Below are 24,877 nucleotides of genomic sequence, written 5' to 3'. Positions count from 1 at the left end.
TTAGACGCGGCGACGCTTCGGCGGGCGGCAGCCGTTGTGCGCCAGCGGGGTCACGTCGCGGATCGAGGTGATCTGGAAGCCCACCGCAGCCAGCGCGCGCAGAGCCGATTCACGGCCCGAGCCGGGGCCCTGCACTTCGACTTCCAGCGTGCGGACGCCATGTTCCTGCGCCTTCTTGCCGGCATCCTCGGCGGCCATCTGGGCGGCATAGGGGGTCGACTTGCGCGAGCCCTTGAAGCCCATGGTGCCCGAGGACGACCACGAGATCGCATTGCCCTGGACGTCCGAGATCAGGATCTTGGTGTTGTTGAACGACGAGTTCACATGCGCCACGCCGGCGGCGATGTTCTTGCGTTCTTTTTTCTTCGTGCGGGCGGTCTTGGTATCACGTGCCATTGGTCAGACCCCCTTATTTCTTCTTGCCGGCAATGGCCTTCGCGGGGCCTTTGCGGGTGCGGGCGTTGGTATGGGTGCGCTGGCCGCGGACCGGCAGGCCCTTGCGGTGGCGCAGGCCACGGTAGCAGCCCAGGTCCATCAGACGCTTGATGTTCATCGTGACTTCGCGGCGCAGGTCGCCCTCGACCGTCAGGTTGGCGTCGATGTATTCGCGGATCGCGAGAACTTCGGCGTCGGTCAGTTGGTTCACGCGGCGAGCGCGGTCGATGTTCAGCGCCTCGCAGATGGTTTCGGCGGTCTGCGGACCGATTCCGGTGATGTAGGTGAGCGCGATCGGAACCCGTTTCGCGGTCGGAATGTTGACGCCAGCAATACGTGCCAAACGTGTCGTCCTTCTTCGGTTGCGGTTCCGTAGCGCCAGAACCTTTTTTCACAACACCGCACGGGCTGTTCACCCGGCGATACGAACTTCCATAAAGGAAGGCCCGCAAGGCGATTCCACCGCGGGACGCCGTGCATTAGGGGCTTTTGCCGGGGCCGTCAAGGCCGCGGGGCAAGTTTCTCAGCTCTTGTCAAGAACCGATGCGATGGCATCGGCGACCGCATCCACCTCGGCCAGGCCGTCGACGGCGGAAAGCTGCCCCTTGGCATAGTAATAGCCGATCAGCGGTGAGGTCTTCTTGTAATATTCCATCAGCCGGGTCTTCAGCGTATCCTCGTTGTCGTCGGCCCGCCGCTTCAGGTCGGTCGAGCCGCAGACGTCGCAGACGCCCGCAACCTTCGTCGGCCGGGTCACGTCGTGATAGACCGCGCCGCAGTTGCCGCAGGTGAAGCGGCCGGTGATCCGCGCGACAAGCGCCGCGTCATCGACCTGCATCTCGATCACCCGGTCCAGCGTCGAGCCCATCCGGGTCATCAGCCCGGCCAGGGCATCGGCCTGTTTCAACGTGCGCGGGAAGCCGTCGAAGATGAAGCCCCCCCTGGCGCCGCCCTTCATCCGGTCCTCGATCAGGCCGATGACGATCTCGTCCGTCACCAGCTCGCCCCGGGCCATGATCCCCTCGACCCGGCGGCCAAGCTCGGTGCCCCTGGCGATCGCATCCTTCAGCATGTCGCCGGTCGAGAGCTGCACCATGCCGCGCGTCTCTTCCAGCCGCTTGGCCTGAGTGCCCTTGCCCGCTCCGGGCGGTCCGAGAAGAATGATGTTCGCCATGGATCAGCGCCGCGCCGGGGGCTTGGCGGCCTTGGCGCCCGGTTTCTTGCGGCCGCGCAGCTGCGACTTCTCGATCAGCGCCTCGTATTGGTGGGCCAGAAGATGCGACTGGACCTGCTGGATCGTGTCCATCGTGACCGAGACCACGATCAGCACCGAAGTGCCGCCGAAGTAGAAGGGCAGCCCCACGCGCGAGATCAGGACCTCGGGCAGGAGGCAGACGGCGGCCAGGTAGCCCGCGCCGAGCACGAGGATGCGGTTGACGACATATTCCAGATATTCCTCGGTCTTCTTGCCGGGACGGATGCCGGGGACGGAGGCGCTCTGGTTCTTCAGGTTCTCGGCGACCTCGTCGACCTTGAAGCTGACGTTCAGCGTGTAGAAATAGGTGAAGAAGACGATCATCGCCGACAGGAACACAAGGTGCAGCGGCTGGCCGTAGCCGAGGTTCGCCGAAAGCCAGGACATGACCGGATTGGTCCCGCCGCCCGAGAAGGTGGAAACCGTGGTCGGCAGCAAGAGGATCGACGAGGCGAAGATCGCCGGGATCACGCCGGCCGGATTGACCTTGATCGGCAGGTGCGACGAGCCGCCCTCATAGACCTTCATCCCGACCTGGCGGCGCGGATACAGGATCGAGATCTTGCGCAGCGCGCGCTCCATGAAGACGACGAAGGCGATTACGGCGACGACCATCACGATCACGCCCAGGATCACCGGGGTCGAGATCGCGCCCGACCGGCCCTGCGCCAGGAATTGCGCGATGGCGGCGGGGATCTCGGCGACGATGCCGACGAAGATGATCAGGCTGATGCCGTTGCCGATGCCGCGGGCGGTGATCTGCTCGCCCAGCCACATCAGGAACATCGTGCCGCCGACCAGGGTGATGACGCAGGAGGCGACGAAGAACCAGCCCGGCTCATGCGCGAGGCCGCCGCCCTGGATCGACATGGCGATGCCGTAGCCCTGCAGGATCGCCAGCGCCACGGTGCCGTAGCGGGTGTACTGGTTGAGCTTCTTGCGGCCCTGCTCGCCCTCTTTCTTGAGCTGCTGCCAGGGGCCGTACATCGTGGCCAGAAGCTGCACGATGATCGAGGCCGAGATATAGGGCATGATGCCCAGGGCGAAGATCCCCATCCGGCTGATCGCGCCGCCGGTGAACAGGTTCAGCATGCCGCCGATTCCCTGCCCGGCCTGCTGCATGAACTCACGCAGGGCCTGGCCGTCGATGCCGGGGACGGGAATATAGGTGCCCAGCCGGTAGACGATCAGAAGGCCGACCGTGAAGAAGATGCGTTGGCGCAGGTCGGTCGCCTTGCCGAGCATGCCCCAGCTGAGGTTCGCCGCCATTTGCTCTGCAGCAGATGCCATGTCAGGTCTCTTTCAAGCCAAGCGCCGCCGGACCGTTCTCCGGTTCGGCGGCGCGGGAAAACTTGGTGTGGTGTAAGCGACCTTTCGGCCGCTCACAATGCTTATTCAGCCGCAGCCGCCACGGGTGCCAGGAGCGTGACCTTGCCGCCGGCCTTTTCCACCGCTTCCACGGCCGAGGCCGAGGCGCCGGTGACGGTCAGGGTGACCTTCGACGTCAGCTCACCCTTGGCCAGCACGCGGATGCCGTCGCGCTTGTTCGAGGTGACACCGGCCGCGACCAGCGCGTCCTCGGTGATCTCTTCCTTGGCGTCCAGCTTGCCCGCGGCGATGAACTTCTCGATCAGGCCCAGGTTGACCACCGAATAGTGCAGCTTGTTCGGCTTGGTGAAGCCGCGCTTCGGCAGGCGGCGGTAGAGCGGCATCTGGCCGCCTTCGTAGCCACCCAGCGCCACGCCCGAGCGGGACGACTGGCCCTTGATACCCCGGCCTGCGGTCTTGCCCTTGCCCGAGCCCGGGCCGCGCGCAACGCGCTTCTTCTTCTTCGCCGCGCCTTCGTTGTCGGCGAGTTCGTGCAGTTTCATGTCGCTTCTCCTTGCCGGAAACGCCCCCGAAGCGAGAACGGGGCGACCACGGCTTTTCTTGATTCTCATGGCCGGACTTGGCCACCGGGGGGCCTTACAGGAAGGCAGGGCGCTTGGCAAGGGAAAGGCCGTCCACGCGTGGACAGCCTTTCGGAGTGCACGATTCCAATGGGTTGGCAAGCCGCGTTAGTGTGGACTTAACCTTTGGAACCGGGTGGTCACGCGCCTTTCGGCCAGACGAAGCTGGGCTGGAGGCCGGAATAGACCGGGCGGCCGTCCTGCGGGGCCGGATAGCCCTTCGTCTCGTCCCAGAAGGCATGGTAGGTGGCCTTGGGGAACTTGGCGTCGTCGTAGCCCATCACGTTCGGCACCGCGACGCGGATGCGGCCCTGCTTGTCGTCGAGCATCAGCACCGCGCCGCAGTCGGTGCAGAGGCAGATCTCCAAGGGACCGTCCGGGTTGTCCTTGTTGAAGGGCACGCGCTTGATCTTCTCGGGGTGGTCGACCTGGATGTCGCCATGGTTGAAGAAGGCGACATGGGTGGTGTGCTGGCCCGTCACCGACTTGCAGACGTTGCAGTGACATTCGTGGTTGTCGATCGGCTCGGCCGTGGCGGTCACATGGACGTGCTCGCAGCCGCCGGCATAATGCGTGGTCATGGGTTTCCTCCCTTGGACGACCCCCTGCCTTGCCGGGTCAGGGTTGAGTCGTTGGGAGAAGCGTAGCACCGCAGAATGACGCAGGGTAAGATTTTGCGACATGGGCGTGGCGAGATCCAGCTTCGGGAGAGCGACCCCATGCGCGGACCAAAGTGCGCGTGCGAGGATCCGGTCAGAGTGATCCGGGAGTGGCGCTGCCTGACCCGGGCCAAGCTTGCCCGCCGGGCGGACCTGCACCGGGTGCAGTTGCAGGACATCGAGACGGGGAAGTCACGGGGATCGGTGGATACGCTGACGGCGATTGCCGTGGCCCGGGATGTGGCGTGAGGGGTGGGTTGGCCGAATGTGCCCGGATCTTGCGGAAGGAGACGCGAACCGTTTCCTTCCGTCGATAAGAAGCAGCCTTCAGTAGTGCCACCAACTTGGAAAAATGAAGAACCCCCGCGTTTCCGCGGGGGCGTATGATTATTAACGGATGGTGGGCATATTGCCCACCCTACCGGGCGGAGCGGGCGTAGGGTGGGCAATATGCCCACGCTACGTCAGCCGCGTTCTTCGATGATCTCGACCAGGTGGCTGATCGCGTTCACCATGCCGCGGACGGAAGGGGTGTCCTCCAGCTCGCGGGTGCGGTTCAGCTTGTTCAGGCCGAGGCCCTTCAGGGTTGCGGTCTGCACGGCCGGACGGCGGGCGGCGGAGCGGACCTGCTTCACGACGATGGTCTTCTTCGTGGCGTCAGATTTCTTGGCAGCCATGCTCAGGCCTCCACGGTTTCGGCTTCGGGCTTGCGGAGGATTTCCGCAACCTTCTTGCCACGGCGCGACGCGACCGAACGGGGCGAAGTCTCGTGCTTCAGCCCGTCGATGGTGGCGCGGATCATGTTGTAGGGATTCTGGCTGCCGATCGACTTGGCGACGACGTCCTGGACGCCCAGCATCTCGAACACGGCGCGCATCGGGCCGCCGGCGATGATGCCGGTCCCGGCCACGGCGGTGCGCATCACGACCTTGCCGGCGCCGTGGCGGCCTTCCATGTCGTGGTGCAGCGTGCGGCTGTCCTTGAGCGCCACGCGGATCATCGAGCGCTTGGCCTGTTCGGTGGCCTTGCGGATCGCTTCCGGCACTTCCTTGGCCTTGCCCTTGCCGAAGCCGACGCGACCGCGCTGGTCGCCGACGACCACCAGAGCCGCAAAGCCGAAGCGCTTGCCACCCTTGACGGTTTTCGAGACGCGGTTGATCGCGACCAGACGGTCGGCGAATTCCGGGGTTTCTTCCGGGCGGTTGTCGCGACGGTCGTCACGACGCTCGCGGCGGTTCTCACGTTCTGCCATATGGCACTTCCTTCGTGGTGGCGACTGCGCGCCGTTAAAGCCGATCCTGGTGTCCCCCGCGACGGGGGACCCGGATCATCGGGGCAGCGTTGCCGCTGCCCGCCGGTATCAGAACTTCAGACCGCCTTCGCGGGCCGCGTCGGCAAGCGCCTTGATCTTGCCGTGGAACAGGAAGCCGCCGCGGTCGAAGTAGCACTCTTCGACGCCAGCCTTCTTGGCCCGCTCGGCAATCGCCGCGCCGACCTTGGCCGAAGCTTCCAGGTTGTTCTTGCCGACCACGCCGAGATCCTTCTCGAGCGAGGAGGCCGCCGCGATGGTGATACCCTTCACGTCGTCGATCAGCTGGACGCTGATGTTCTTCGAGGAACGGTGCACCGACAGGCGCAGGCGACCATGCGAGGTCGCCTTGATCTTGTTCCGGACGCGCAGGCGGCGCTTGAGGAACAGCTCTCTCTTGTTCAAAGCCATTTTCGCCACCCTTACTTCTTCTTGCCTTCCTTGCGGAAGACGAATTCACCCTTGTAGCGGATCCCCTTGCCCTTGTAGGGCTCGGGCTGCTTCCACTCGCGGATGTTCGCCGCCACCTGGCCGACGAGTTGCTGGTCGATGCCTTCGACGATGATCTCGGTCTGCTTCGGGACGGTGATGGTCACCCCCTTCGGCGCTTCGAAGTTCACGTCATGCGAATGGCCGACCGACAGCTTCAGGACATTGCCCTGCATCGCCGCACGGTAGCCGACGCCCTGGATTTCCATTTCCTTCTTGAAGCCGGTGCTGACGCCAGTCACCAGGTTCTCGATCATGGAACGGGTCATGCCCCACTGCGCGCGGGCGCGCTTGGAGAGTCCGCGCGGGGTGACCTTCACGGCATCGCCTTCGATGGTGAGGGTGACGTCGTCGCCTGCGGTGAAGGAACGGGTCCCTTTCGGGCCCTTCACTTCGATGGTCTGGCCGCTGATCGAGGCGGAGGTGCCTTTGACCAGGGTGACGGGTTTCTTGCCGATACGAGACATGGAACCCTCCTCAGAACACGGTGCAAAGCACTTCGCCGCCGACGTTGGCAGCGCGTGCATTTGCATCCGACAGAACACCCTTGGGCGTGGAGACGATGGCGACGCCAAGGCCGTTGCGGACCGAGGGAAGCTCGCTCACGCCCATGTACACGCGACGGCCGGGCTTCGAGACGCGCTTGAGTTCGCGGATCACGGGCTCGCCTTCGTAGTACTTCAGGCTGATGGTGAATTCGCCCTGGCCGTTGGCGGTGTCCGCCTTCTCCCAGCCACGGATGTAGCCTTCGGACAGCAGCACTTCCAGGACGCGGGCGCGCAGCGTGGATGCGGGGGTCACGACAGTGGACTTGCCGCGCATCTGGGCGTTGCGGATACGGGTCAGCATATCGCCGAGAGGATCGTTCATGGACATCTGATTCCTCCCTTACCAGCTGGACTTGACCATGCCGGGGATCTGGCCGAACGAGGCCAGGTCACGCAGCATGATGCGCGAGAGTTTGAGCTTGCGGTAGAACGCATGCGGACGGCCCGTCAGCTGGCAGCGGTTGTGGATCCGCGTCGCCGACGAGTTGCGGGGCATCTCGGCCAGTTTCAGAGTCGCCTTGAAACGCTCTTCCATCGGCTTCGACTGGTCGTTGATCACCGCCTTGAGGCCGGCGCGCTTGGAAGCATGCTGCTTCACCAGCTTCGCCCGCTTCACTTCGCGGTTCACCATGGATTTCTTTGCCATATTTCAGGTTCCTCGCGCTTACGACGTGAAGGGCATGTTGAAATGCTTCAACAGCGCCTTGGCTTCCGCGTCGGAGTTCGCGGTGGTGCAGATGATGATGTCCATCCCCAGAACCTCGTCGACCTTGTCGAAGTTGATCTCGGGGAACACGATGTGCTCTTTCAGGCCCATGGCATAGTTGCCGCGACCGTCGAAGCTGGTGCCTTTCACACCGCGGAAGTCGCGGACGCGGGGCAGAGCCACGTTGATGAGCCGGTCGAGGAATTCGTACATCCGGTCGCCACGGAGGGTGACCTTGCAGCCCAGCGGCATCTCCTCACGGACGCGGAAGCCGGCGATCGACTTCTTGGCCTTGGTGATGACAGCCTTCTGACCGGCGATCTGGCCCAGTTCCTCGGAGGCCTGCTTGACCTTCTTGGTGTCCTTGACCGCCTCGCCGACGCCCATGTTCAGGACGATCTTGTCCAGACGCGGGATCTGCATGTCGTTCTTGTAGCCGAATTCCGACTTCATCGCCGCGCGGATCTTGGCCTTGTATTCGGCCTTCAGGCGCGGAGTGTATTGAGCAGCGTCCAGCATCAGATCGCCTCCCCGGTGGTCTTGGCGAAACGCACCTTCTTGTCGCCATCCATGCGGAAGCCGACGCGGGTGGGATTGCCCTTGCTGTCCACGATCGCGAGGTTCGACAGGTCGATCGGCATCGCCTTCGGCTGACGGCCGCCCTGCGAGGCCGCCGACTGCTTGGTGTGGCGGATCGCGATGTTCACGCCATCGACGATGGCCTTGTTCTCGGACGGCAGGACGGCGGAAATCTCGCCCTTCTTGCCCTTGTCCTTGCCGGTGAGCACGACGACCGTGTCACCCTTCTTGAGCTTCGCAGCCATCAGAGCACCTCCGGCGCCAGCGAGATGATCTTCATGAAGTTCTTGGCCCGCAGCTCGCGCACGACCGGCCCGAAGATACGGGTGCCGACCGGCTCGCCCTGGTTGTTCAGGATGACGGCGGCGTTGCGGTCGAAGCGGATCGCGGTGCCGTCTTCACGGCGGACTTCCTTGGCGGTGCGCACGACGACGGCCTTGCGGACGTCGCCCTTCTTCACGCGGCCCTTCGGAATCGCCTCCTTGACCGACACCACGATGATGTCGCCCACGGAAGCATAACGGCGGTGCGAACCGCCAAGAACCTTGATGCACTGCACCCGGCGCGCGCCGGAGTTGTCAGCGACATCCAGATTCGTCTGCATCTGGATCATTTGTCAGTCTCCCGACCTTCAGGGACGTCTTCCGCCCTGGGGTTTCGTTCGGGACCCTGGCGAGCTCAAGCCGAAGCTTCAGTCACCACGGTCCAGCGTTTCGTTTTCGAGATCGGGGCGCATTCCTCGATGCGGACCACGTCGCCGACCTTGAACTTGTTCTCCGCGTCATGGGCGCGGTATTTCTTCGACTTGCGGACGGTCTTCTGCAGCAGCGGATGCTTGAAGCGGCGTTCCACGAGAACGGTGATCGTCTGCTCGTTCTTGTCCGAGGTGACGGTACCTTGCAGGATACGTTTGGGCATTGCTCTCTCCCCTTACTTCGCAGCGTCAGCGGCTTTTTGGCCGAGAACGGTCTTGATGCGGGCAACGTCGCGGCGGACGGCACGCATGCGGGCGGTGTTCTCAAGCTGGTTGGTCGCTTGCTGGAAGCGCAGGTTGAAGGCTTCCTTCTTCAGCTGAACCAGGCTGTCGCGCAGCTGGTCCGGCGTCTTCGAACGCAGTTCTTCGGCTTTCATGCCGGTCTTTCCTTCTCACAATCGCCAGTCGGCCCCTTCGGAAAGGGTCACCGAGGACCTGGCGGATCAATGACTGACCGCCGACGCCGAGTCGCCCCGGAATCGCGGATGCGTTCCTCTACAGGGGAAGGGGGTGCGGGGCAAGGGGTAATGTGGCAGGTGTCGGATGGTGCGCTGTAGCGCACCCTACCCATACAAATGAAGACCCCCGCCGTTTCCAGCGGGGGCCGCTATCGTAGGGTGCGCTACAGCGCACCGATCCTTACCAGTCTTCCTTCGCGACGATGCGGGTCGTGACCGGGAGCTTCATCGCGCCGAGGCGCAGGGCCTCACGCGCGATCTCGTCGTTCACGCCGTCGATCTCGAACATGATCCGGCCGGGCTTGACCTTGCAGGCCCAGTAGTCGGTCGAGCCCTTGCCCGAGCCCATGCGGACTTCGACAGGCTTCGACGAGACCGGAACGTCCGGGAAGATCCGGATCCAGACCCGGCCCTGACGCTTCATGTGGCGGGTGATCGCGCGGCGGGCCGCCTCGATCTGCCGCGCGGTGACGCGCTCGGGCTCGGTCGCCTTGAGGGCGAAGGAGCCGAAGTTGATCAGGAACCCACCCTTGGCTTCGCCATGGATGCGGCCCTTGTGCATCTTGCGATACTTGGTGCGCTTGGGTTGCAGCATCTTCGTTTACTCCTCAGGCGCGTTCGCGGTCGCGACGCGGGCCACGGGGGGCCGGGCCGTCGGCAGCTTCGGCCAGGCGGCGGTCATGGGCCTGCGGATCATGCTCAAGGATTTCGCCCTTGAAGATCCAGACCTTGACGCCGATGATCCCGTACGGGGTTTCGGCTTCGGACAGCGCATAGTCGATGTCGGCGCGCAGCGTGTGCAGCGGCACGCGGCCCTCGCGGTACCATTCGGTCCGGGCGATCTCGGCGCCGCCGAGGCGGCCCGACACGTTGACCCGGATGCCGAGGGCACCCATGCGCATCGCGTTCTGCACGCCGCGCTTCATCGCGCGACGGAAGGAGACGCGGCGTTCCATCTGCTGGGCGATCGATTCGGCCACCAGCTGGGCGTCCAGTTCGGGTTTCCGCACTTCGACGATGTTGAGGTGCAGTTCCGACTTGGTGAAAGCCGACAGCTTCTTGCGCAGGGTCTCGATATCGGCGCCTTTCTTGCCGATGATCACGCCCGGACGCGCGGTGTGGATCGTCACCCGGCACTTCTTGTGCGGACGCTCGATGATCACGCGGCTGATGCCCGCCTGCTTGAGTTCCTTGTGGATGAACTCGCGCATCTTGAGGTCTTCCAGCAGCAGGTTGCCATAGTCCTTCGACTCGGCGAACCAGCGGCTGTCCCAGGTGCGGTTGACCTGAAGGCGCATGCCGATCGGATTGACCTTCTGACCCATTATGCGGACTCCCCGGCTTGGCGGACCTTGATGGTGATTTCAGAGAACGGCTTCATGATCTTGCCGAACCGGCCGCGCGCCCGCGGACGGCCCCGCTTCATCACCAGGTTCTTGCCGACCCAGGCTTCCGCCACGACGAGGCTATCCACGTCGAGGTTGTGGTTGTTTTCCGCGTTGGCGATCGCCGACTGCAGGCACTTCTTCACGTCGCCCGCGATGCGGCGCTTGGAGAAGGTGAGGTCGGCCAGGGCCTTGTCCACCTTCTTGCCACGGATCATCCCCGCGACGAGGTTCAGTTTCTGCGGCGAGGTGCGAAGCATGCGGAGCACCGCCATCGCCTCGTTGTCCGCCACGCGACGGGGGTTCTTTTCCGATCCCATGGCTTACTTCCTCTTCGCTTTCTTGTCGGCGGCGTGACCGTAATAGGTCCGGGTCGGCGAATATTCACCGAACTTCTGGCCGATCATCTCCTCGGTCACGGCGACCGGGATGTGCTTCTTGCCGTTGTAGACCGCGAAGGTCAGGCCGACGAACTGCGGCAGGATGGTGGAGCGACGCGACCAGATCTTGATCACTTCGGCCTTGCCGCCCGCCTTGGCCTTCTCGGCCTTCTTCAGGACGTAGCCGTCGACGAACGGGCCTTTCCAGATGGAACGTGCCATGGATTAACGCCCTTTCTTCTTGGCGTGACGCGAGCGGACGATCAGCGAATCCGACGTCTTCGGCTTGCGGGTCCGGTTGCCCTTGGTGCCCTTGCCCCAAGGGGTGACCGGGTGACGGCCGCCCGAGGTGCGGCCTTCGCCGCCGCCATGCGGGTGGTCGATCGGGTTCATCGCGACGCCGCGGACAGTCGGGCGGATGCCCTTGTGCCGCATGCGGCCGGCTTTCCCGAAGTTCTGGTTCGAGTTGTCGGGGTTCGACACGGCACCGATGGTGGCCATGCATTCCTGGCGGACCATGCGAAGTTCGCCCGAGGAGAGGCGGATCTGCGCGTAGGAGCCGTCACGGCCGACGAACTGGGCATAGGTGCCCGCCGCACGGGCCAGCTGGCCGCCCTTGCCGGGCTTCAGCTCGACGTTGTGGACGATCGTGCCGATCGGCATCCCCGAGAAGGGCATCGCGTTGCCGGGCTTCACGTCGGTCTTCGCGCCCGCGATGACGCTGTCGCCGACGGCGAGGCGCTGCGGCGCGAGAATGTAGGCGAGTTCACCGTCCTGATACTTGATCAGCGCGATGAAGGCGGTGCGGTTCGGGTCATATTCGATCCGCTCGACCGTGGCCGGGACATCGAATTTGCGACGCTTGAAATCGACCACCCGGTAAAGACGCTTCGCGCCCCCGCCCTGGTGCCACATCGTGATACGTCCGGTGTTGTTCCGGCCGCCAGAACGGTTCAAACCCTCGGTGAGGTGCTTGACCGGGCGGCCTTTCCACAGCTCCGAACGGTCGATCAGAACCAGCCCGCGCTGGCCAGGCGTCGTCGGTTTATACGACTTGAGTGCCATGTTTCCTGTCTTCCGTTTGCTTGCCTTGGCCCGAAGGCTAGGCGGTGAAGGGCTCCGAAGATCCCCGATTAGGTGCTTGCTCCGTCTGCGGCTGCATCGGGAACGAACAAACCAAGAGCCCCGGACGAATCCGGGGCTTGTGGCGTGGCGCGGGAGTAGCAGAGGGGGGTGAGGGTGGCAAGGGGGGAGGAGGGCAAATTCTTCCGGGGTCAGCCGCAAGAGAACTCTAGTCCCAGCCTCGGCTCGGGTGCGAGCGTGGCAGGAGCAAATCCAACTCCAGCACCGCGGCCGCGTCCGTCGTCATCCGTTACGCCAAACCGCCCGATGTATCGAACACCTTCATAATACCTTGAAGGCAAAGGGTCAGGTAGCGCTGAACTAGATTCATCGGTTTGAATGTACCTGTTTATCCGAGGCGCGCCCGGATCAAGCTTTTCATCCGTATCCCACTCGCTATCCAGAAGGAGTTCGGCAAGTGGTGTGCGCTTTGGAAGCGCTTCCTGATTGCAGGTTGTCTCCAATGTGCCTTCACCTGGCTCGATGGTCAGCAAGGTGTAGAAAGCTCCAAGGTAGTAAGTGGTGCCATCGTCGCTCACATAGAGCGTTGCGCCCGAGTTGTACGGTTTGTCGAAGATTTCGATCCAACGGCTGGACGCTGTGGACAATGACGCCCCTTTGCGTTGCAACGTAAACTGTTGATCCATGCCGGTCCCCCAAGCGACGGTGAAGACCAATTCGTACCCCGAGGAACCAAGCGGTACTGAGACCGATCGTTGCGTCAGATTGCGGCAGCCAGCCATACAAAGGCCGACAAGTATGATGAGTAGAATTGCTTTGCGCATGAAGCCCGTCGCTCTGTTACTCGGGTCGCTCTGGTTGGCATTCCCCCAAAACCATGACCTCTTTGCGGTGAGCACGAAGCAAGCTCAAGGCATACGCTCCCCACTTGCAATCATGCTACTGATGTGAGGGCTCAATGAAAAAGCCCCCGCCTTCCGGCAGGGGCTCTCTGATTTCACTCAAGCCTGAGGCTCAAAGACCGGTCGTCACGTCGATCGTCTGACCGTCTTCCAGCATGACATAGGCCTTCTTCTTGTCCGACCGCTCGCCTGCGCGGCCGCGGAAGCGTTTGGCCTTGCCCTTGGTGATGGTGGTGTTCACCGCCTTCACCTTCACGCCGAAGATCGCCTCGACGGCTTCCTTGATCTGCGGCTTGGTCGAGTCCATCGTGACCTGGAACACGACGGCACCCGCCTCCGAGGCCATGGTGGCCTTTTCGGTGATGACCGGCTTCTTGATCAGGTCGTAGTGCTCCGGCTTCAGGGCCGCAGCGGTTTTCGGTGCTTTGCTCATTTCAGGCGAGCCTCCAGGGCTTCGATACCGGCCTTGGTGATGACCAGGGTATCACGCTTGAGGATGTCGTAGACGTTTGCGCCGATGGTCGGCAGGACGTCGACGCCCTCCAGGTTGCGGGCGGCCAGGGCGAAGTTCGCATCGACCGCGGCGCCGTCGATGATCAACACGCGCTTCCAGCCGAGTTCCGACTTCATCTTGGCCAGCTGGGCGGTCTTGGCATCGGCGAGGGTCGCCGCGTCCAGGATCACCAGCTCGCCCGCCTTGGCCTTGGCCGAGAGCGCGTGCCGCAGCCCGAGGGCGCGGAACTTCTTCGGCAGGTCATGGGCGTGGCTGCGGGGCTGCGGGCCCTTGTAGACGCCACCGTGACGGAAGATCGGGGCCTTCTTGGAGCCGTGGCGTGCGCCGCCGGTGCCCTTCTGGCGATAGATCTTCTTGGTCGAGTAGCTGACGTCCGACTTGCCCAGCGTCGAATGGGTGCCGGCCTGGGCACGCGCCCGCTGCCAGCGCACCACCCGGTGCAGGATGTCGGCGCGCGGTTCCAGACCGAACAGCGCCTCGTCGAGGTCAATCGAACCGGCCTTGCCGCCGTCGAGCTTGATCACATCGAGTTTCATGCTTCACCCCCTTCGGCGGCGACTTCTGCTGCCGGAGCCTGAGCGGACCGGATCGCGGCGGGACGCGGGGCGTCCTTGGCTTCCGGCTTCTTCACGGCGTCCTTGATGGTGACCCAGCCGCCCTTCGACCCGGGGACAGCGCCCTTGATCATGATCAGGCCGCGGTCGGCGTCGGTGCGGACGACCTGCAGGTTCTGCGTGGTCACGCGGACGGCGCCCATGTGGCCGGCCATCTTCTTGCCCTTGAACACCTTGCCGGGGTCCTGGCACTGGCCGGTCGAGCCGTGCGAGCGGTGCGAGACCGACACACCGTGGCTGGCGCGCAGGCCGCCGAAGTTGTGTCGCTTCATCGCACCGGCGAAGCCCTTGCCGATCGAGGTGCCGGCGACGTCGACGAACTGGCCCGCGAGATAGTGGTCGGCAGTGATTTCCGCGCCCACCTCGATCAGGCAGTCCGGCGAGACGCGGAATTCCGCGATCTTGCGCTTCGGCGCGACATTCGCCTTGGCGAAATGGCCGCGCTGAGCGGCGGTGGTCCGCTTGGCCTTGGCCACGCCCGCGCCGAGCTGGACGGCGGTGTAGCCATCCTTGTCGGCGGTGCGCTGCGCCACGACCTGAAGGCTGTCGAGCTGCAGGACCGTCACCGGAACCTGCTTGCCGTCGGCCAGGAACAGCCGGGTCATGCCCAGCTTCTTTGCGATAACTCCAGAGCGCATGGGTCTGCCCTCCTTACACTTTGATCTCGACGTCCACGCCGGCGGCGAGGTCGAGCTTCATCAGCGCGTCCACGGTCTGCGGGGTGGGGTCGACGATGTCGAGAAGACGCTTGTGCGTGCGGATTTCCCACTGGTCGCGCGACTTCTTGTCGATGTGCGGACCACGGAGAACCGTGAATTTCTCGATCTTGTTCGGCAGCGGGATCGGGCCGCGGACTTGCGCGCCGGTCCGTTTGGCGGTGTTCACGATTTCCTGGGTGCTGGCGTCCAGCACGCGGTAGTCGAACGCCTTGAGCCGGATGCGGATGGTCTGACCTTGCATCGGTTTTTTCCTTTTAGAACATTGGCGCGGGCGGGATTCGCCGACCCAAGAGGTTCTGTTTCGTTGGTTCGAAGGCCGGGCTATTACAGCCCGGCCCCCGAGAGTGCAAGAGGCGCTTTACGCGATGATCTTCGACACCACGCCTGCGCCGACGGTGCGGCCGCCTTCGCGGATGGCGAAGCGCAGTTTCTCTTCCATCGCGATCGGGGCGATCAGCTCGACCTCGAACTTCAGGTTGTCGCCCGGCATCACCATCTCGGTGCCTTCCGGCAGCTGCACGGTGCCGGTCACGTCCGTCGTCCGGAAGTAGAACTGCGGACGGTAGTTCGCGAAGAACGGCGTGTGGCGCCCGCCTTCCTCCTTGGTCAGGATATAGGCCTCGGCCTCGAACTTGGTGTGCGGCTTCACCGAGCCCGGCTTGCACAGCACCTGGCCGCGCTCCACCCCGTCACGGTCCACGCCGCGCAGCAGCGCGCCGATGTTGTCGCCCGCCTCGCCCCGGTCCAGCAGCTTGCGGAACATCTCGACGCCGGTGCAGACCGACTTCTTGGTGTCGCGGATGCCGACGATCTCGACTTCGTCGCCGACGTTGATCACGCCACGCTCGACCCGGCCGGTCACCACCGTGCCGCGGCCCGAGATCGAGAACACGTCCTCGATCGGCATCAGGAACGGCTGGTCCACCGCACGCGCCGGGGTCGGGATGTATTCGTCAACCGCCTTCAAGAGCGCGCGGATCGAATCCTCGCCGATGTCCTTGCGCTCGCCGATCAGCGCCTGGTGCGCCGAGCCCTTCACGATCGGAATGTCGTCGCCGGGATATTCGTAGGACGACAGAAGCTCGCGCACTTCCATCTCCACCAGTTCCAGCAGTTCGGCGTCATCCACAAGGTCGACCTTGTTCATGTAGACCACCATGTAGGGGATGCCCACCTGGCGGCCGAGCAGGATGTGCTCGCGCGTCTGCGGCATCGGCCCGTCCGACGAGGCCACCACCAGGATCGCGCCGTCCATCTGCGCCGCACCCGTGATCATGTTCTTCACATAGTCGGCGTGGCCGGGGCAGTCGACGTGCGCGTAGTGCCGGGTCTCGGTCTCGTATTCAACATGCGTCGTCGAGATCGTGATCCCCCGCGCACGCTCCTCCGGCGCGTTGTCGATCTGGTCATAGCCCTTGAAGTCGCCGAAATACTTGGTGATCGCCGCCGTCAGCGTCGTCTTTCCATGGTCGACGTGACCGATCGTCCCGATGTTAACGTGCGGTTTCGTCCGTTCAAACTTTGCCTTCGCCATGATGGCTTCTCCTATTGGTTCGGTTGCGGTGCGCTGTAGCGCACCCTACGGGGTGGTAGGGCGGGCTTCGGCCCGCCGCACCGTCATGCGTATTTCTTCTGGATTTCCTGGCTGATGTTCTCCGGCACCGCGTCGTAGTGGTCGAAGAGCATCGTGAACACCGCGCGGCCCGAGGTCATCGAGCGCAGGTTGTTGATGTAGCCGAACATGTTGGCCAGCGGCACCATCGCGTTGATCACGTTGGCGTTGCCGCGGCTGTCCTGCCCGGTCACCATGCCCCGGCGCGAGGTCAGGTCGCCGATGACGCCGCCGGTATATTCCTCGGGCGTCACGACCTCGACCTTCATGATCGGCTCCAGAAGCTTGGCGCCGGCCTTCTTCAGGCCTTCGCGCATGGCAGCGCGCGAGGCGATCTCGAAGGCCAGGACCGAGGAGTCGACGTCGTGGAACGCGCCGTCGACCAGCTGGACCTTGAAGTCGATGACCGGGAAGCCCGCCAGCGGACCCGAATCCATGACCGACTTGATGCCCTTCTCGACGCCGGGGATGTATTCCTTCGGCACCGCACCGCCGACGATCTTGGATTCGAAGGAATAGCCTTCGCCCGGTTCCGTCGGGGTGATCTGCAGCTTGACGCGGGCGAACTGGCCCGTGCCGCCGGTCTGCTTCTTGTGGGTATAGTCGATCTCGTGCGCGTTCGAGATGGTCTCGCGGTAGGCCACCTGCGGCGCGCCGATGTTCGCCTCGACCTTGAACTCGCGCCGCATGCGGTCGACGAGGATGTCGAGGTGAAGTTCGCCCATGCCCTTCATGATGGTCTGGCCCGATTCCAGGTCGGTCTCGACGCGGAAGGACGGGTCTTCGGCCGCGAGGCGAGCGAGGGCGATGCCCATCTTCTCCTGGTCGGCCTTCGACTTCGGCTCCACCGCGATCTCGATCACCGGATCGGGGAAGGTCATGGTTTCCAGCACGACCGGCTTGGCCGGATCGCAGAGCGTGTCGCCGGTGGTGGTCTCTTTCAGACCGGCGAGCGCGATGATGTCGCCCGCGAAGGCCTCGTCGATTTCCTCACGCTGGATGGCGTGCATCATCATCATGCGGCCGACACGCTCGCGCTTGCCCTTGGTCGCGTTCATCATCTGGTCGCCCTTCTTGAGGACGCCGGAGTAGAGCCGCGTGAAGGTCAGCGAGCCGACGAAGGGGTCGTTCATGATCTTGAACGCGAGCGCCGAGAAGGGTTCCGCGTCGTCGGGCTTGCGCTCGATGTTGCGGGTCTCGGTCTCGTCGCCCGGGGCGAAGCCCAGATAGGGCGGGACGTCCAGCGGGCAGGGCAGATAGTCGACCACGGCGTTCAGCAGAGCCTGCACGCCCTTGTTCTTGAAGGCGGAGCCGCCAAGGACCGGAACGAAGGCCATCGCCAGCGTGCCCTTGCGGATCAGCTTGCGCAGCGTGTCCTGGTCGGGCTCGTTGCCTTCGAGATAGGCTTCCATCGCGGCATCGTCCTGCTCGACGGCAAGCTCGATCAGCGTGGCGCGGCGGGTTTCGGCCTCGGCCTTCAGCTCGTCACGGATCGGACGGTGCGACCAGGAGGCGCCGACGTCGTCGCCGTCCCAGATCCATTCTTCCATCGTGATCAGGTCGACGATGCCTTCCAGCTTGTCTTCCGCGCCGATCGGGAACGCGATCGGGGCCGGGGTGGCGCCGGTGCGGTCCTTGATCATGTGGAGGCACTTCTGGAAGTCGGCGCCGATCTTGTCCATCTTGTTGACGAACACGATCCGCGGCACGCCATAGCGGTCAGCCTGGCGCCAGACGGTCTCGGTCTGCGGCTCCACGCCGGCGTTGCCGTCCAGCAGGCAGACCGCGCCGTCGAGCACCGCCAGCGAACGCTCCACCTCGATGGTGAAGTCGACGTGGCCGGGGGTGTCGATGATGTTGAAGCGGTGCTTCGCCGAGGTCGGTTCCTTGCCGTCGTAGGTCTTTTCCCAGAAGGTGGTGGTCGCGGCCGAAGTGATCGTGATGCCGCGTTCCTGTTCCTGTTCCATCCAGTCCATGGTCGAGGCGCCGTCATGCGTCTCGCCCATCTTGTGGTTCTTGCCGGTGTAGAACAGAATCCGCTCGGTCGTGGTCGTCTTGCCCGCGTCGATGTGGGCCATGATCCCGAAGTTGCGGTAGAGGTTCAGCGGATATTCGCGTGCCATGTTGTCCTCTTACCAGCGATAATGGCTGAACGCCTTGTTCGCGTCCGCCATCTTGTGAGTGTCTTCGCGCTTCTTCACGGCGGTGCCGCGGTTCTGCACGGCGTCGGCCAGTTCGGCGGCCAGACGCTCTTCCATCGTGTTCTCGTTGCGCTTGCGGGCGGCAGTGATCAGCCAGCGGATCGCCAGCGCCTCACGGCGTTCGGTGCGCACTTCGACGGGGACCTGGTAGGTCGCACCGCCGACGCGGCGGGAGCGGACCTCGACCGAGGGCTTCACGTTGTCGAGCGCCTCGTGGAAGGCTTCGACGGCGGGACGCTTCAGACGGGTCTGGACGCGGTCGAGCGCGCCGTAGACGATGCTTTCGGCGACGGATTTCTTGCCGTCGAGCATCAGGTTGTTCATGAACTTGGTGACCACCCGGTCGCCGAACTTGGCATCGGGCAGGATTTCGCGCTTTTCGGCGGCGTGACGACGGGACATCTGTTATCTCCTCACTTCGGACGCTTGGCGCCGTACTTCGAACGACGCTGACGACGCTCTTTCACGCCCTGGGTATCCAGAACGCCGCGGAGGATGTGGTAGCGCACACCCGGAAGGTCCTTGACCCGGCCGCCGCGGATCAGGACGACGGAGTGTTCCTGAAGGTTGTGCTTTTCGCCGGGGATGTAGGAGATGACCTCGAAGCCGTTGGTCAGCCGCACCTTGGCGACCTTCCGCATGGCCGAGTTCGGCTTCTTCGGGGTGGTGGTGTAGACGCGGGTGCAGACCCCGCGCTTTTGCGGGCAGGATTCCAGGTGCTGGGACTTGGACTTGCGCGCGACCGCTTCCCGGGGTTTCCGGATCAGCTGTTGAATCGTTGGCATTCACGTTCCTCGTTTCGATACTCGCCCCCTTGCCTGGAGGGCGCCGCTTCTCGATCGTGCTTGCGCGAATCGCAAAACACGAACACCGCAACCACCCCCGTCGCCGGGGATGCCGCGGTGGATTTACAGAGGATCGGGGCGGATAGCCCGGATCATGACCACTTCAAGCGCTCTGAACCCTTGTCCCGGTCGCGACCGGAATTCGGATTGGGCGGCGTATAAGAGGAATCGCAGGGGGAGTCAACGGGCCGGGTCCAGGGGGGCCGGGTCCGGGGAGGCCGGGACGGGACGGGACGGGCGGCGCAGCCGTTGCTCGCGCCAGAGGGTGAAGAGTCCCGCGCCGACCACGACGGCCGCGCCGACCAGGGTCCAGGCGTCGGGCAGGTCGCCGAAGACCAGGAGGCCCAGCACGATGGCCCAGATGAGCGAGGTGTAGCGGAAGGGTGCGACAAGGCCGATGTCGCCATGCCGCATCGCAGAGACCGAGGAGAGATAGCCCACGATCACGAAAAGCCCGGCGGCAAGGACCTCGGCCGCTTCGGCCGGAGACACGGGTTTCCAGCCCTGGATCCCGGCACCGATCCAGCCCATCGCGGTGACCGCGACCGCCGCGCCGAGCGCCACGAGGCCCGCCGGCACCGCGCCCTGGATCGGCCGCACCGAAAGGTCGCGGACCACGACGCAAAGGACCGAGGCGATGCCGAGAAGCGACCAGCGGTCGAAGCCCTCGGTCCCGGGGCGGATGATGATGAGGACGCCGACCAGCCCGACAAGGATCGCGGTCATCCGCCGCCAGCCGATCTTGTCGCCGAAGACCAGCGCCGCCGCCAGGGTGATGAGGAGCGGCAGCGCCTGCAGGATCGCCGAGAGGTTCGCCAGCGGCATCCGCAGCAGGGCTTCGAGAAACAGGATCGTCGCCGCGACATCGGCCAGCGAACGCAACAGGATCAGCAGCCCGTCCCGACCCGAAGGGCGGAAGCGGAAGGCGCCGGTCAGGGCTGCGAGCAGGCCAAGGCCGACCAGCGCGATCACCCCGCGCATGGCGATGGTCTGATAGAGCGGCAGGCTTTGCGTCACCGATTTCATGAAGGTGTCGTTGATGGTGAAGGCCGCCATCGACGTGCACATCAGAAGGATTCCGCGCAGGTTTTCCGAAAGGTGCAAGACGGGATCCTTCTCTGTCCGTCAATGCGTAGCAGGGCAATGGCGGAAGGGGAAGGCCGCGCGGCAAAGGGAAACCCCCGCCGGTTGCCCGGCGGGGGTCGGGATCGTCGTGCGGACTGATCTCAGTCGCGGCTTTCGACCGTGTCGACCAGGCCCGAGTCGGTCTGGTCGCCCATGTCCATCACGTCCATCGGAGCGGCCAGGGCCGCGGCATGTTCGGCCTCGGACCGGCGCGCCTCGATCACGGTGTGGTCGCGGTCGGCGGCGATCTTCTTGACGCGGCTGGTCGCCCCGCCGGTGCCCGCCGGGATCAGGCGGCCGACGATGACATTCTCCTTCAGGCCGACCAGCTTGTCGCGCTTGCCCTGGACCGAAGCCTCGGTCAGGACGCGGGTGGTCTCCTGGAAGGACGCCGCCGAGATGAAGCTGCGGGTCTGCAAGGACGCCTTGGTGATCCCCAGCAGCACCGGCTCCGCCTTGGCCTCGCGGCCGCCGCGGGCGATCGCCTTGGCGTTCTCTTCGTCCAGCTCGATCTTCTCGACCTGCTCGCCCTTCAGGAGCGTGGTGTCGCCACCGTCGAGGATCTCGAACTTCTGCAGCATCTGGCGAACGATGACCTCGATGTGCTTGTCGTTGATCTTCACGCCCTGCAGGCGATAGACGTCCTGCACTTCGTCGATCATGTAGTTGGCAAGCGCCTCGATCCCCATGATCCGCAGGATGTCGTGCGGAGCCGGGTTGCCGTCCATGATGTAATCGCCCTTCTGGACGAAGTCACCTTCCTGGACCGGAATGTGCTTGCCCTTCGGGATCATGTATTCGACGGCCTGCAGCGTCTCGTCCACCGGCTCGACCGTGATCCGGCGCTTGGACTTGTAGTCCTTGCCGAAGCGGACATAGCCGTCGGTTTCCGCGATGATCGCGTGGTCCTTCGGACGACGGGCCTCGAACAGTTCCGCCACGCGGGGAAGACCCCCGGTGATGTCCTTGGTCTTGGCGCCTTCGCGCGGGATCCGCGCCACCACGTCGCCGGGCCGCAACTCCTGGCCGTCCTCGACGGAAAGGATCGCGTCCACCGACATGGCGTAGGTGATCGGGTTGCCGTTGTCGCCGCGCACCGGGTCGCCGGTCGCAGGGTCCATGACGATGATCTCGGGCTTGAGGTCGCCGCCTTTCGGCACGCTCCGCCAGTCCGAGACGATCTTCTGGGTCATGCCCGTGGCATCGTCGGTTTCCTCGCGGACCGAGATCCCCGCGACCAGGTCCTTGAACCGCGCCACACCGGCCTTTTCGGCGATGATCGGCAGGGTGAAGGGGTCCCATTCGAAGAGCTTGGTGCCGCGCTTGACCACCTCGCCTTCCGAGACATGCAGCTTGGCGCCGTAGGTCAGCTTGTGCGCTGCGCGTTCCTGCCCGGCCTCGTCGATGATGGCGATGGACATGTTGCGCCCGATCACGATCTGCTCGCCCGCCACGTTCTTCAGCAGGTTGGCGTTGCGGAACTCGATCTTGCCTTCCTGCGACGCTTCCAGGAACGACTGCTGGCCGCCCTGGGCCACGCCGCCGATGTGGAAGGTCCGCATGGTCAGCTGCGTGCCGGGTTCGCCGATCGACTGGGCGGCGATGATGCCGACCGCCTCGCCGATGTTCACCAGCGTGCCGCGCGCCAGGTCGCGGCCGTAGCAGAGCGCGCAGACGCCCTCCTCGGCCTCGCAGGTGAGCGGGCTGCGGATGCGGATCGAGGCGATGCCCGAACCGTTGATCGCATCGGCGCGGCGTTCGTCGATCAGCTCGCCCCGGGCGACGATGACCTCGTCCGAGCCGGGCGCGATCACGTCCTCGGCCGCGACGCGACCCAGCACACGCTCGCCCATCGGCACGATCACCTCGCCGTCGTTGACCGCGGCCGAGGCCGTGATCGACTGTTCGGTGCCGCAGTCATGCACCCGCACGATGCAGTCCTGCGCGACGTCGACGAGGCGGCGGGTCAGGTAGCCCGAGTTCGCCGTCTTCAGCGCGGTGTCGCTGAGGCCCTTCCGGGCGCCGTGGGTCGAGTTGAAGTATTCAAGAACGGTCAGGCCTTCCTTGAAGTTCGAGATGATCGGCGTCTCGATGATCTCGCCCGAGGGTTTGGCCATCAGGCCGCGCATGCCCCCGAGCTGCTTCATCTGGATGACCGAACCCCGGGCGCCGGAGTGGGCCATCATGTAGACCGAGTTCGGCTCCTTCTCGGCGCCATTCTCATCCGTGCGCGAGGCGGAGATCGTGGCCATCATGGCCTCGGTCACCTTGTCGTTGCACTTGGTCCAGGCGTCGACGACCTTGTTGTACTTCTCGCCCTGGGTGATCAGCCCGTCGAGATACTGCTGCTCGAAGCCAGCGACCTGTTCCTTCACCTCGTTGACGATGGTCCATTTGGTGTCGGGGATCACCATGTCGTCCTTGCCGAAGGAGATGCCGGCGCGGAAGGCTTCACGGAAGCCGAGGGACATGATCTGGTCGCAGAAGATCACCGATTCCTTCTGGCCGCAGTAGCGGTAGACGGTGTCGATGACGGTCTGCACGTCCTTCTTCCGCAGAAGCCGGTTGACCAGTTCGAACGGGGCCTTGGCGTTCAGCGGCAGGAGATTCCCGAGCCGCAGGCGGCCGGGAGTGGTCTCATACCGCTTCCAGACCACGTTGCCGGTATCGTCCACCTGTTTCAGGCGGGCCTTGATGCGGGCGTGCAGATGCACCGCGCCGGCGGCCAGAGCGTGTTCCACTTCCTCGATGTCGGCGAAGGCCATGCCTTCGCCCTGCATCCCCTTGCGCTCCATCGTGACGTAGTAGAGGCCGAGGACCATGTCCTGCGACGGCACGATGATCGGCGCGCCATTGGCGGGCGACAGCACGTTGTTCGTCGACATCATCAGCACGCGGGCTTCCAGCTGGGCCTCGAGGCTCAGCGGGACGTGCACGGCCATCTGGTCACCGTCGAAGTCGGCGTTGAAGGCCGAGCAGACGAGCGGGTGCAGCTGGATCGCCTTGCCTTCGATCAGGATCGGTTCGAAGGCCTGGATGCCCAGACGGTGCAGCGTCGGCGCGCGGTTGAGAAGAACCGGGTGTTCGCGGATGACTTCATCCAGGATGTCCCAGACCTCGGGGCGTTCCTTCTCGACCAGCTTCTTGGCCTGCTTCACGGTGCTGGAAAGGCCCTTGGCCTCCAGCCGCGAGTAGATGAAGGGCTTGAAAAGCTCGAGCGCCATCTTCTTCGGCAGGCCGCACTGGTGCAGCTTCAGTTCTGGGCCGGTCACGATGACCGAGCGGCCCGAGAAGTCGACGCGCTTGCCCAGAAGGTTCTGACGGAACCGGCCCTGCTTGCCCTTCAGCATGTCCGACAGCGACTTCAGCGGGCGCTTGTTGGTGCCCGTGATGACGCGGCCACGGCGGCCGTTGTCGAAGAGGGCGTCGACGGCTTCCTGCAGCATCCGCTTTTCGTTCCGGACGATGATGTCCGGCGCGCGAAGCTCGATCAGGCGCTTCAGGCGGTTGTTGCGGTTGATGACGCGGCGGTAGAGGTCGTTCAGGTCCGAGGTGGCGAAGCGGCCGCCATCCAGCGGGACCAGCGGGCGCAGTTCCGGCGGGATCACCGGAAGGATGGTCAGGATCATCCATTCCGGGCGGTTGCCGGATTCCAGGAAGGATTCAACGATCTTCAGCCGCTTGATGATCTTCTTCGGCTTCAGCTCGCCGGTCGCCTCCTTCAGCTCCTCGCGCAGCTGCTCGGCGGTGGCGTCAAGGTCGATCGCCGCCAGCATCTCGCGGATCGCTTCCGCACCGATGTTCGCGGTGAAGGCGTCGGCGCCGTACTGGTCCTGCGCGTCGAGGTATTCCTCCTCGGTCATCAGCTGGCCGTAGGTGAGGTCGGTCAGGCCCGGCTCGATGACGACGTAGTTTTCGAAGTAGAGGATGCGTTCCAGATCCCGCAGCGTCATGTCGAGCATGAGGCCGATCCGGGACGGCAGCGACTTCAGGAACCAGATGTGGGCAACGGGGGCGGCGAGCTCGATATGGCCCATCCGCTCGCGCCGCACCTTCTGGAGCGTGACTTCAACGCCGCATTTCTCGCAGACGACGCCGCGATACTTCATGCGCTTGTATTTGCCGCAGAGACATTCGTAGTCCTTGATCGGTCCGAAGATGCGGGCGCAGAACAGGCCGTCGCGCTCGGGCTTGAAGGTCCGGTAGTTGATGGTTTCCGGCTTCTTGATCTCGCCATAGGACCAAGACAGGATCCGCTCCGGGCTGGCCAGAGAGATCTTGATCTCGTCGAAGGTCTTGACCGGGGCAACCGGGTTGAAGGGGTTGGTCGAGAGTTCCTGGTTCATCCGGATATTC

Annotated in this window: 34 protein-coding genes; 1 reads left to right on the top strand and 33 read right to left on the bottom strand. The window is 64.3% G+C overall.

The window, feature by feature from the left end; all coding sequences use genetic code 11:
- From rpsK to I7S92_RS19160, 6 genes are all read right to left on the bottom strand, one after another.
- On the bottom strand, positions 1-396 hold the full coding sequence (gene rpsK / locus I7S92_RS19185) for a 30S ribosomal protein S11 (RefSeq protein ID WP_197647125.1): 396 nt from the start codon (positions 394-396) through the stop codon (positions 1-3).
- 13 nt (positions 397-409) lie between these two features.
- Positions 410-778 (bottom strand): 30S ribosomal protein S13, encoded by a 369-nt coding sequence (rpsM, locus tag I7S92_RS19180; RefSeq protein ID WP_197647124.1) that lies wholly within the window; start codon positions 776-778, stop codon positions 410-412.
- A 180-nt stretch (positions 779-958) separates the two neighbouring features.
- On the bottom strand, positions 959-1,609 hold the full coding sequence (locus I7S92_RS19175; RefSeq protein WP_197647123.1) for an adenylate kinase: 651 nt from the start codon (positions 1,607-1,609) through the stop codon (positions 959-961).
- A gap of 3 nt (positions 1,610-1,612) precedes the next feature.
- Complete coding sequence (secY, locus tag I7S92_RS19170; RefSeq protein WP_197647122.1) at positions 1,613-2,980, bottom strand: preprotein translocase subunit SecY; 1,368 nt, start codon at positions 2,978-2,980, stop codon at positions 1,613-1,615.
- 101 nt (positions 2,981-3,081) lie between these two features.
- The gene (gene rplO, locus I7S92_RS19165) at positions 3,082-3,561 is read right to left on the bottom strand and encodes a 50S ribosomal protein L15 (RefSeq protein ID WP_197647121.1); all 480 of its coding nucleotides are present in this window, start codon (positions 3,559-3,561) and stop codon (positions 3,082-3,084) included.
- A gap of 218 nt (positions 3,562-3,779) precedes the next feature.
- Positions 3,780-4,220 carry a GFA family protein gene (locus I7S92_RS19160; RefSeq protein ID WP_197647120.1) on the bottom strand — a complete coding sequence of 147 codons (441 nt, stop codon included), beginning with the start codon at positions 4,218-4,220 and terminating at the stop codon, positions 3,780-3,782.
- 138 nt (positions 4,221-4,358) lie between these two features.
- Here I7S92_RS19160 and I7S92_RS19155 point away from each other — a divergent pair, with 138 nt between their 5' ends.
- Positions 4,359-4,547 carry a helix-turn-helix transcriptional regulator gene (locus I7S92_RS19155; protein WP_197647119.1) on the top strand — a complete coding sequence of 63 codons (189 nt, stop codon included), beginning with the start codon at positions 4,359-4,361 and terminating at the stop codon, positions 4,545-4,547.
- Positions 4,548-4,762: 215 nt separating this feature from the next.
- Here the strand turns inward: I7S92_RS19155 and rpmD are convergent, their stop codons facing one another.
- From rpmD to rpoC, 27 genes are all read right to left on the bottom strand, one after another.
- Positions 4,763-4,975, bottom strand: coding sequence for a 50S ribosomal protein L30 (gene rpmD, locus I7S92_RS19150; RefSeq protein WP_197647118.1), 213 nt, complete (start codon positions 4,973-4,975; stop codon positions 4,763-4,765).
- Positions 4,976-4,977: 2 nt separating this feature from the next.
- A complete protein-coding gene (gene rpsE / locus I7S92_RS19145) occupies positions 4,978-5,550 on the bottom strand; it encodes a 30S ribosomal protein S5 (RefSeq protein WP_197647117.1) in 573 nt (190 codons plus the stop codon).
- A gap of 108 nt (positions 5,551-5,658) precedes the next feature.
- Positions 5,659-6,018, bottom strand: a complete 360-nt coding sequence (gene rplR / locus I7S92_RS19140; RefSeq protein ID WP_197647116.1) for a 50S ribosomal protein L18 — start codon at positions 6,016-6,018, stop codon at positions 5,659-5,661.
- An 11-nt stretch (positions 6,019-6,029) separates the two neighbouring features.
- A complete protein-coding gene (gene rplF, locus I7S92_RS19135; protein WP_197647115.1) occupies positions 6,030-6,563 on the bottom strand; it encodes a 50S ribosomal protein L6 in 534 nt (177 codons plus the stop codon).
- A gap of 10 nt (positions 6,564-6,573) precedes the next feature.
- Positions 6,574-6,972, bottom strand: coding sequence for a 30S ribosomal protein S8 (gene rpsH / locus I7S92_RS19130; RefSeq protein WP_197647114.1), 399 nt, complete (start codon positions 6,970-6,972; stop codon positions 6,574-6,576).
- Positions 6,973-6,984: 12 nt separating this feature from the next.
- On the bottom strand, positions 6,985-7,290 hold the full coding sequence (gene rpsN, locus I7S92_RS19125; RefSeq protein ID WP_197647113.1) for a 30S ribosomal protein S14: 306 nt from the start codon (positions 7,288-7,290) through the stop codon (positions 6,985-6,987).
- A gap of 18 nt (positions 7,291-7,308) precedes the next feature.
- Positions 7,309-7,869 (bottom strand): 50S ribosomal protein L5, encoded by a 561-nt coding sequence (gene rplE, locus I7S92_RS19120; RefSeq protein WP_197647112.1) that lies wholly within the window; start codon positions 7,867-7,869, stop codon positions 7,309-7,311.
- Positions 7,869-8,174, bottom strand: a complete 306-nt coding sequence (gene rplX, locus I7S92_RS19115) for a 50S ribosomal protein L24 (RefSeq protein ID WP_197647111.1) — start codon at positions 8,172-8,174, stop codon at positions 7,869-7,871. The genes rplE and rplX overlap by 1 nt, the downstream gene beginning before the upstream one ends.
- Positions 8,174-8,542, bottom strand: a complete 369-nt coding sequence (gene rplN, locus I7S92_RS19110; protein WP_013066055.1) for a 50S ribosomal protein L14 — start codon at positions 8,540-8,542, stop codon at positions 8,174-8,176. The genes rplX and rplN overlap by 1 nt, the downstream gene beginning before the upstream one ends.
- Before the next feature lie 65 nt (positions 8,543-8,607).
- On the bottom strand, positions 8,608-8,847 hold the full coding sequence (rpsQ, locus tag I7S92_RS19105) for a 30S ribosomal protein S17 (protein WP_197647110.1): 240 nt from the start codon (positions 8,845-8,847) through the stop codon (positions 8,608-8,610).
- 12 nt (positions 8,848-8,859) lie between these two features.
- Positions 8,860-9,060, bottom strand: coding sequence for a 50S ribosomal protein L29 (gene rpmC, locus I7S92_RS19100; RefSeq protein ID WP_197647109.1), 201 nt, complete (start codon positions 9,058-9,060; stop codon positions 8,860-8,862).
- 262 nt (positions 9,061-9,322) lie between these two features.
- The gene (gene rplP, locus I7S92_RS19095; RefSeq protein WP_197647108.1) at positions 9,323-9,736 is read right to left on the bottom strand and encodes a 50S ribosomal protein L16; all 414 of its coding nucleotides are present in this window, start codon (positions 9,734-9,736) and stop codon (positions 9,323-9,325) included.
- A 13-nt stretch (positions 9,737-9,749) separates the two neighbouring features.
- Positions 9,750-10,466 carry a 30S ribosomal protein S3 gene (gene rpsC, locus I7S92_RS19090; RefSeq protein ID WP_197647107.1) on the bottom strand — a complete coding sequence of 239 codons (717 nt, stop codon included), beginning with the start codon at positions 10,464-10,466 and terminating at the stop codon, positions 9,750-9,752.
- Positions 10,466-10,846, bottom strand: a complete 381-nt coding sequence (rplV, locus tag I7S92_RS19085) for a 50S ribosomal protein L22 (RefSeq protein WP_197647106.1) — start codon at positions 10,844-10,846, stop codon at positions 10,466-10,468. Before rplV ends, rpsC begins: the two co-directional genes overlap by 1 nt.
- A gap of 3 nt (positions 10,847-10,849) precedes the next feature.
- Positions 10,850-11,128 carry a 30S ribosomal protein S19 gene (rpsS, locus tag I7S92_RS19080; protein ID WP_197647105.1) on the bottom strand — a complete coding sequence of 93 codons (279 nt, stop codon included), beginning with the start codon at positions 11,126-11,128 and terminating at the stop codon, positions 10,850-10,852.
- Between the two features lie 3 nt (positions 11,129-11,131).
- Positions 11,132-11,971, bottom strand: a complete 840-nt coding sequence (gene rplB / locus I7S92_RS19075; protein WP_197647104.1) for a 50S ribosomal protein L2 — start codon at positions 11,969-11,971, stop codon at positions 11,132-11,134.
- A gap of 209 nt (positions 11,972-12,180) precedes the next feature.
- Positions 12,181-12,888: a hypothetical protein gene (locus I7S92_RS19070; protein ID WP_197647103.1), complete on the bottom strand. Its 708-nt coding sequence runs from the start codon at positions 12,886-12,888 to the stop codon at positions 12,181-12,183.
- A gap of 115 nt (positions 12,889-13,003) precedes the next feature.
- Entirely contained in the window at positions 13,004-13,324 is a 321-nt protein-coding gene (locus I7S92_RS19065) for a 50S ribosomal protein L23 (RefSeq protein WP_197647102.1), read from the bottom strand.
- A complete protein-coding gene (rplD, locus tag I7S92_RS19060) occupies positions 13,321-13,941 on the bottom strand; it encodes a 50S ribosomal protein L4 (protein WP_197647101.1) in 621 nt (206 codons plus the stop codon). Before rplD ends, I7S92_RS19065 begins: the two co-directional genes overlap by 4 nt.
- Complete coding sequence (gene rplC, locus I7S92_RS19055; RefSeq protein WP_197647100.1) at positions 13,938-14,657, bottom strand: 50S ribosomal protein L3; 720 nt, start codon at positions 14,655-14,657, stop codon at positions 13,938-13,940. The genes rplD and rplC overlap by 4 nt, the downstream gene beginning before the upstream one ends.
- Positions 14,658-14,670: 13 nt before the next feature.
- Positions 14,671-14,979, bottom strand: a complete 309-nt coding sequence (rpsJ, locus tag I7S92_RS19050) for a 30S ribosomal protein S10 (RefSeq protein WP_023666234.1) — start codon at positions 14,977-14,979, stop codon at positions 14,671-14,673.
- A gap of 117 nt (positions 14,980-15,096) precedes the next feature.
- Positions 15,097-16,272 (bottom strand): elongation factor Tu, encoded by a 1,176-nt coding sequence (gene tuf / locus I7S92_RS19045; protein WP_197647082.1) that lies wholly within the window; start codon positions 16,270-16,272, stop codon positions 15,097-15,099.
- Between the two features lie 83 nt (positions 16,273-16,355).
- Positions 16,356-18,473 carry an elongation factor G gene (fusA, locus tag I7S92_RS19040; protein WP_197647099.1) on the bottom strand — a complete coding sequence of 706 codons (2,118 nt, stop codon included), beginning with the start codon at positions 18,471-18,473 and terminating at the stop codon, positions 16,356-16,358.
- 9 nt (positions 18,474-18,482) lie between these two features.
- Entirely contained in the window at positions 18,483-18,953 is a 471-nt protein-coding gene (rpsG, locus tag I7S92_RS19035; protein ID WP_197647098.1) for a 30S ribosomal protein S7, read from the bottom strand.
- 11 nt (positions 18,954-18,964) lie between these two features.
- Complete coding sequence (gene rpsL / locus I7S92_RS19030; RefSeq protein WP_197647097.1) at positions 18,965-19,336, bottom strand: 30S ribosomal protein S12; 372 nt, start codon at positions 19,334-19,336, stop codon at positions 18,965-18,967.
- 240 nt (positions 19,337-19,576) lie between these two features.
- Positions 19,577-20,500, bottom strand: a complete 924-nt coding sequence (locus tag I7S92_RS19025) for a DMT family transporter (RefSeq protein WP_197647096.1) — start codon at positions 20,498-20,500, stop codon at positions 19,577-19,579.
- A 122-nt stretch (positions 20,501-20,622) separates the two neighbouring features.
- Positions 20,623-24,867: a DNA-directed RNA polymerase subunit beta' gene (rpoC, locus tag I7S92_RS19020; protein WP_197647095.1), complete on the bottom strand. Its 4,245-nt coding sequence runs from the start codon at positions 24,865-24,867 to the stop codon at positions 20,623-20,625.
- Positions 24,868-24,877: the final 10 nt, after the last annotated feature.

The sequence above is a fragment of the Tabrizicola soli genome (genome assembly GCF_015999335.1).
In the GTDB taxonomy this organism is placed as follows: domain Bacteria; phylum Pseudomonadota; class Alphaproteobacteria; order Rhodobacterales; family Rhodobacteraceae; genus Tabrizicola; species Tabrizicola soli.
Note: the sequence above shows the minus strand (reverse complement) of the source record. Positions and strands in the feature narration are given on the sequence as shown.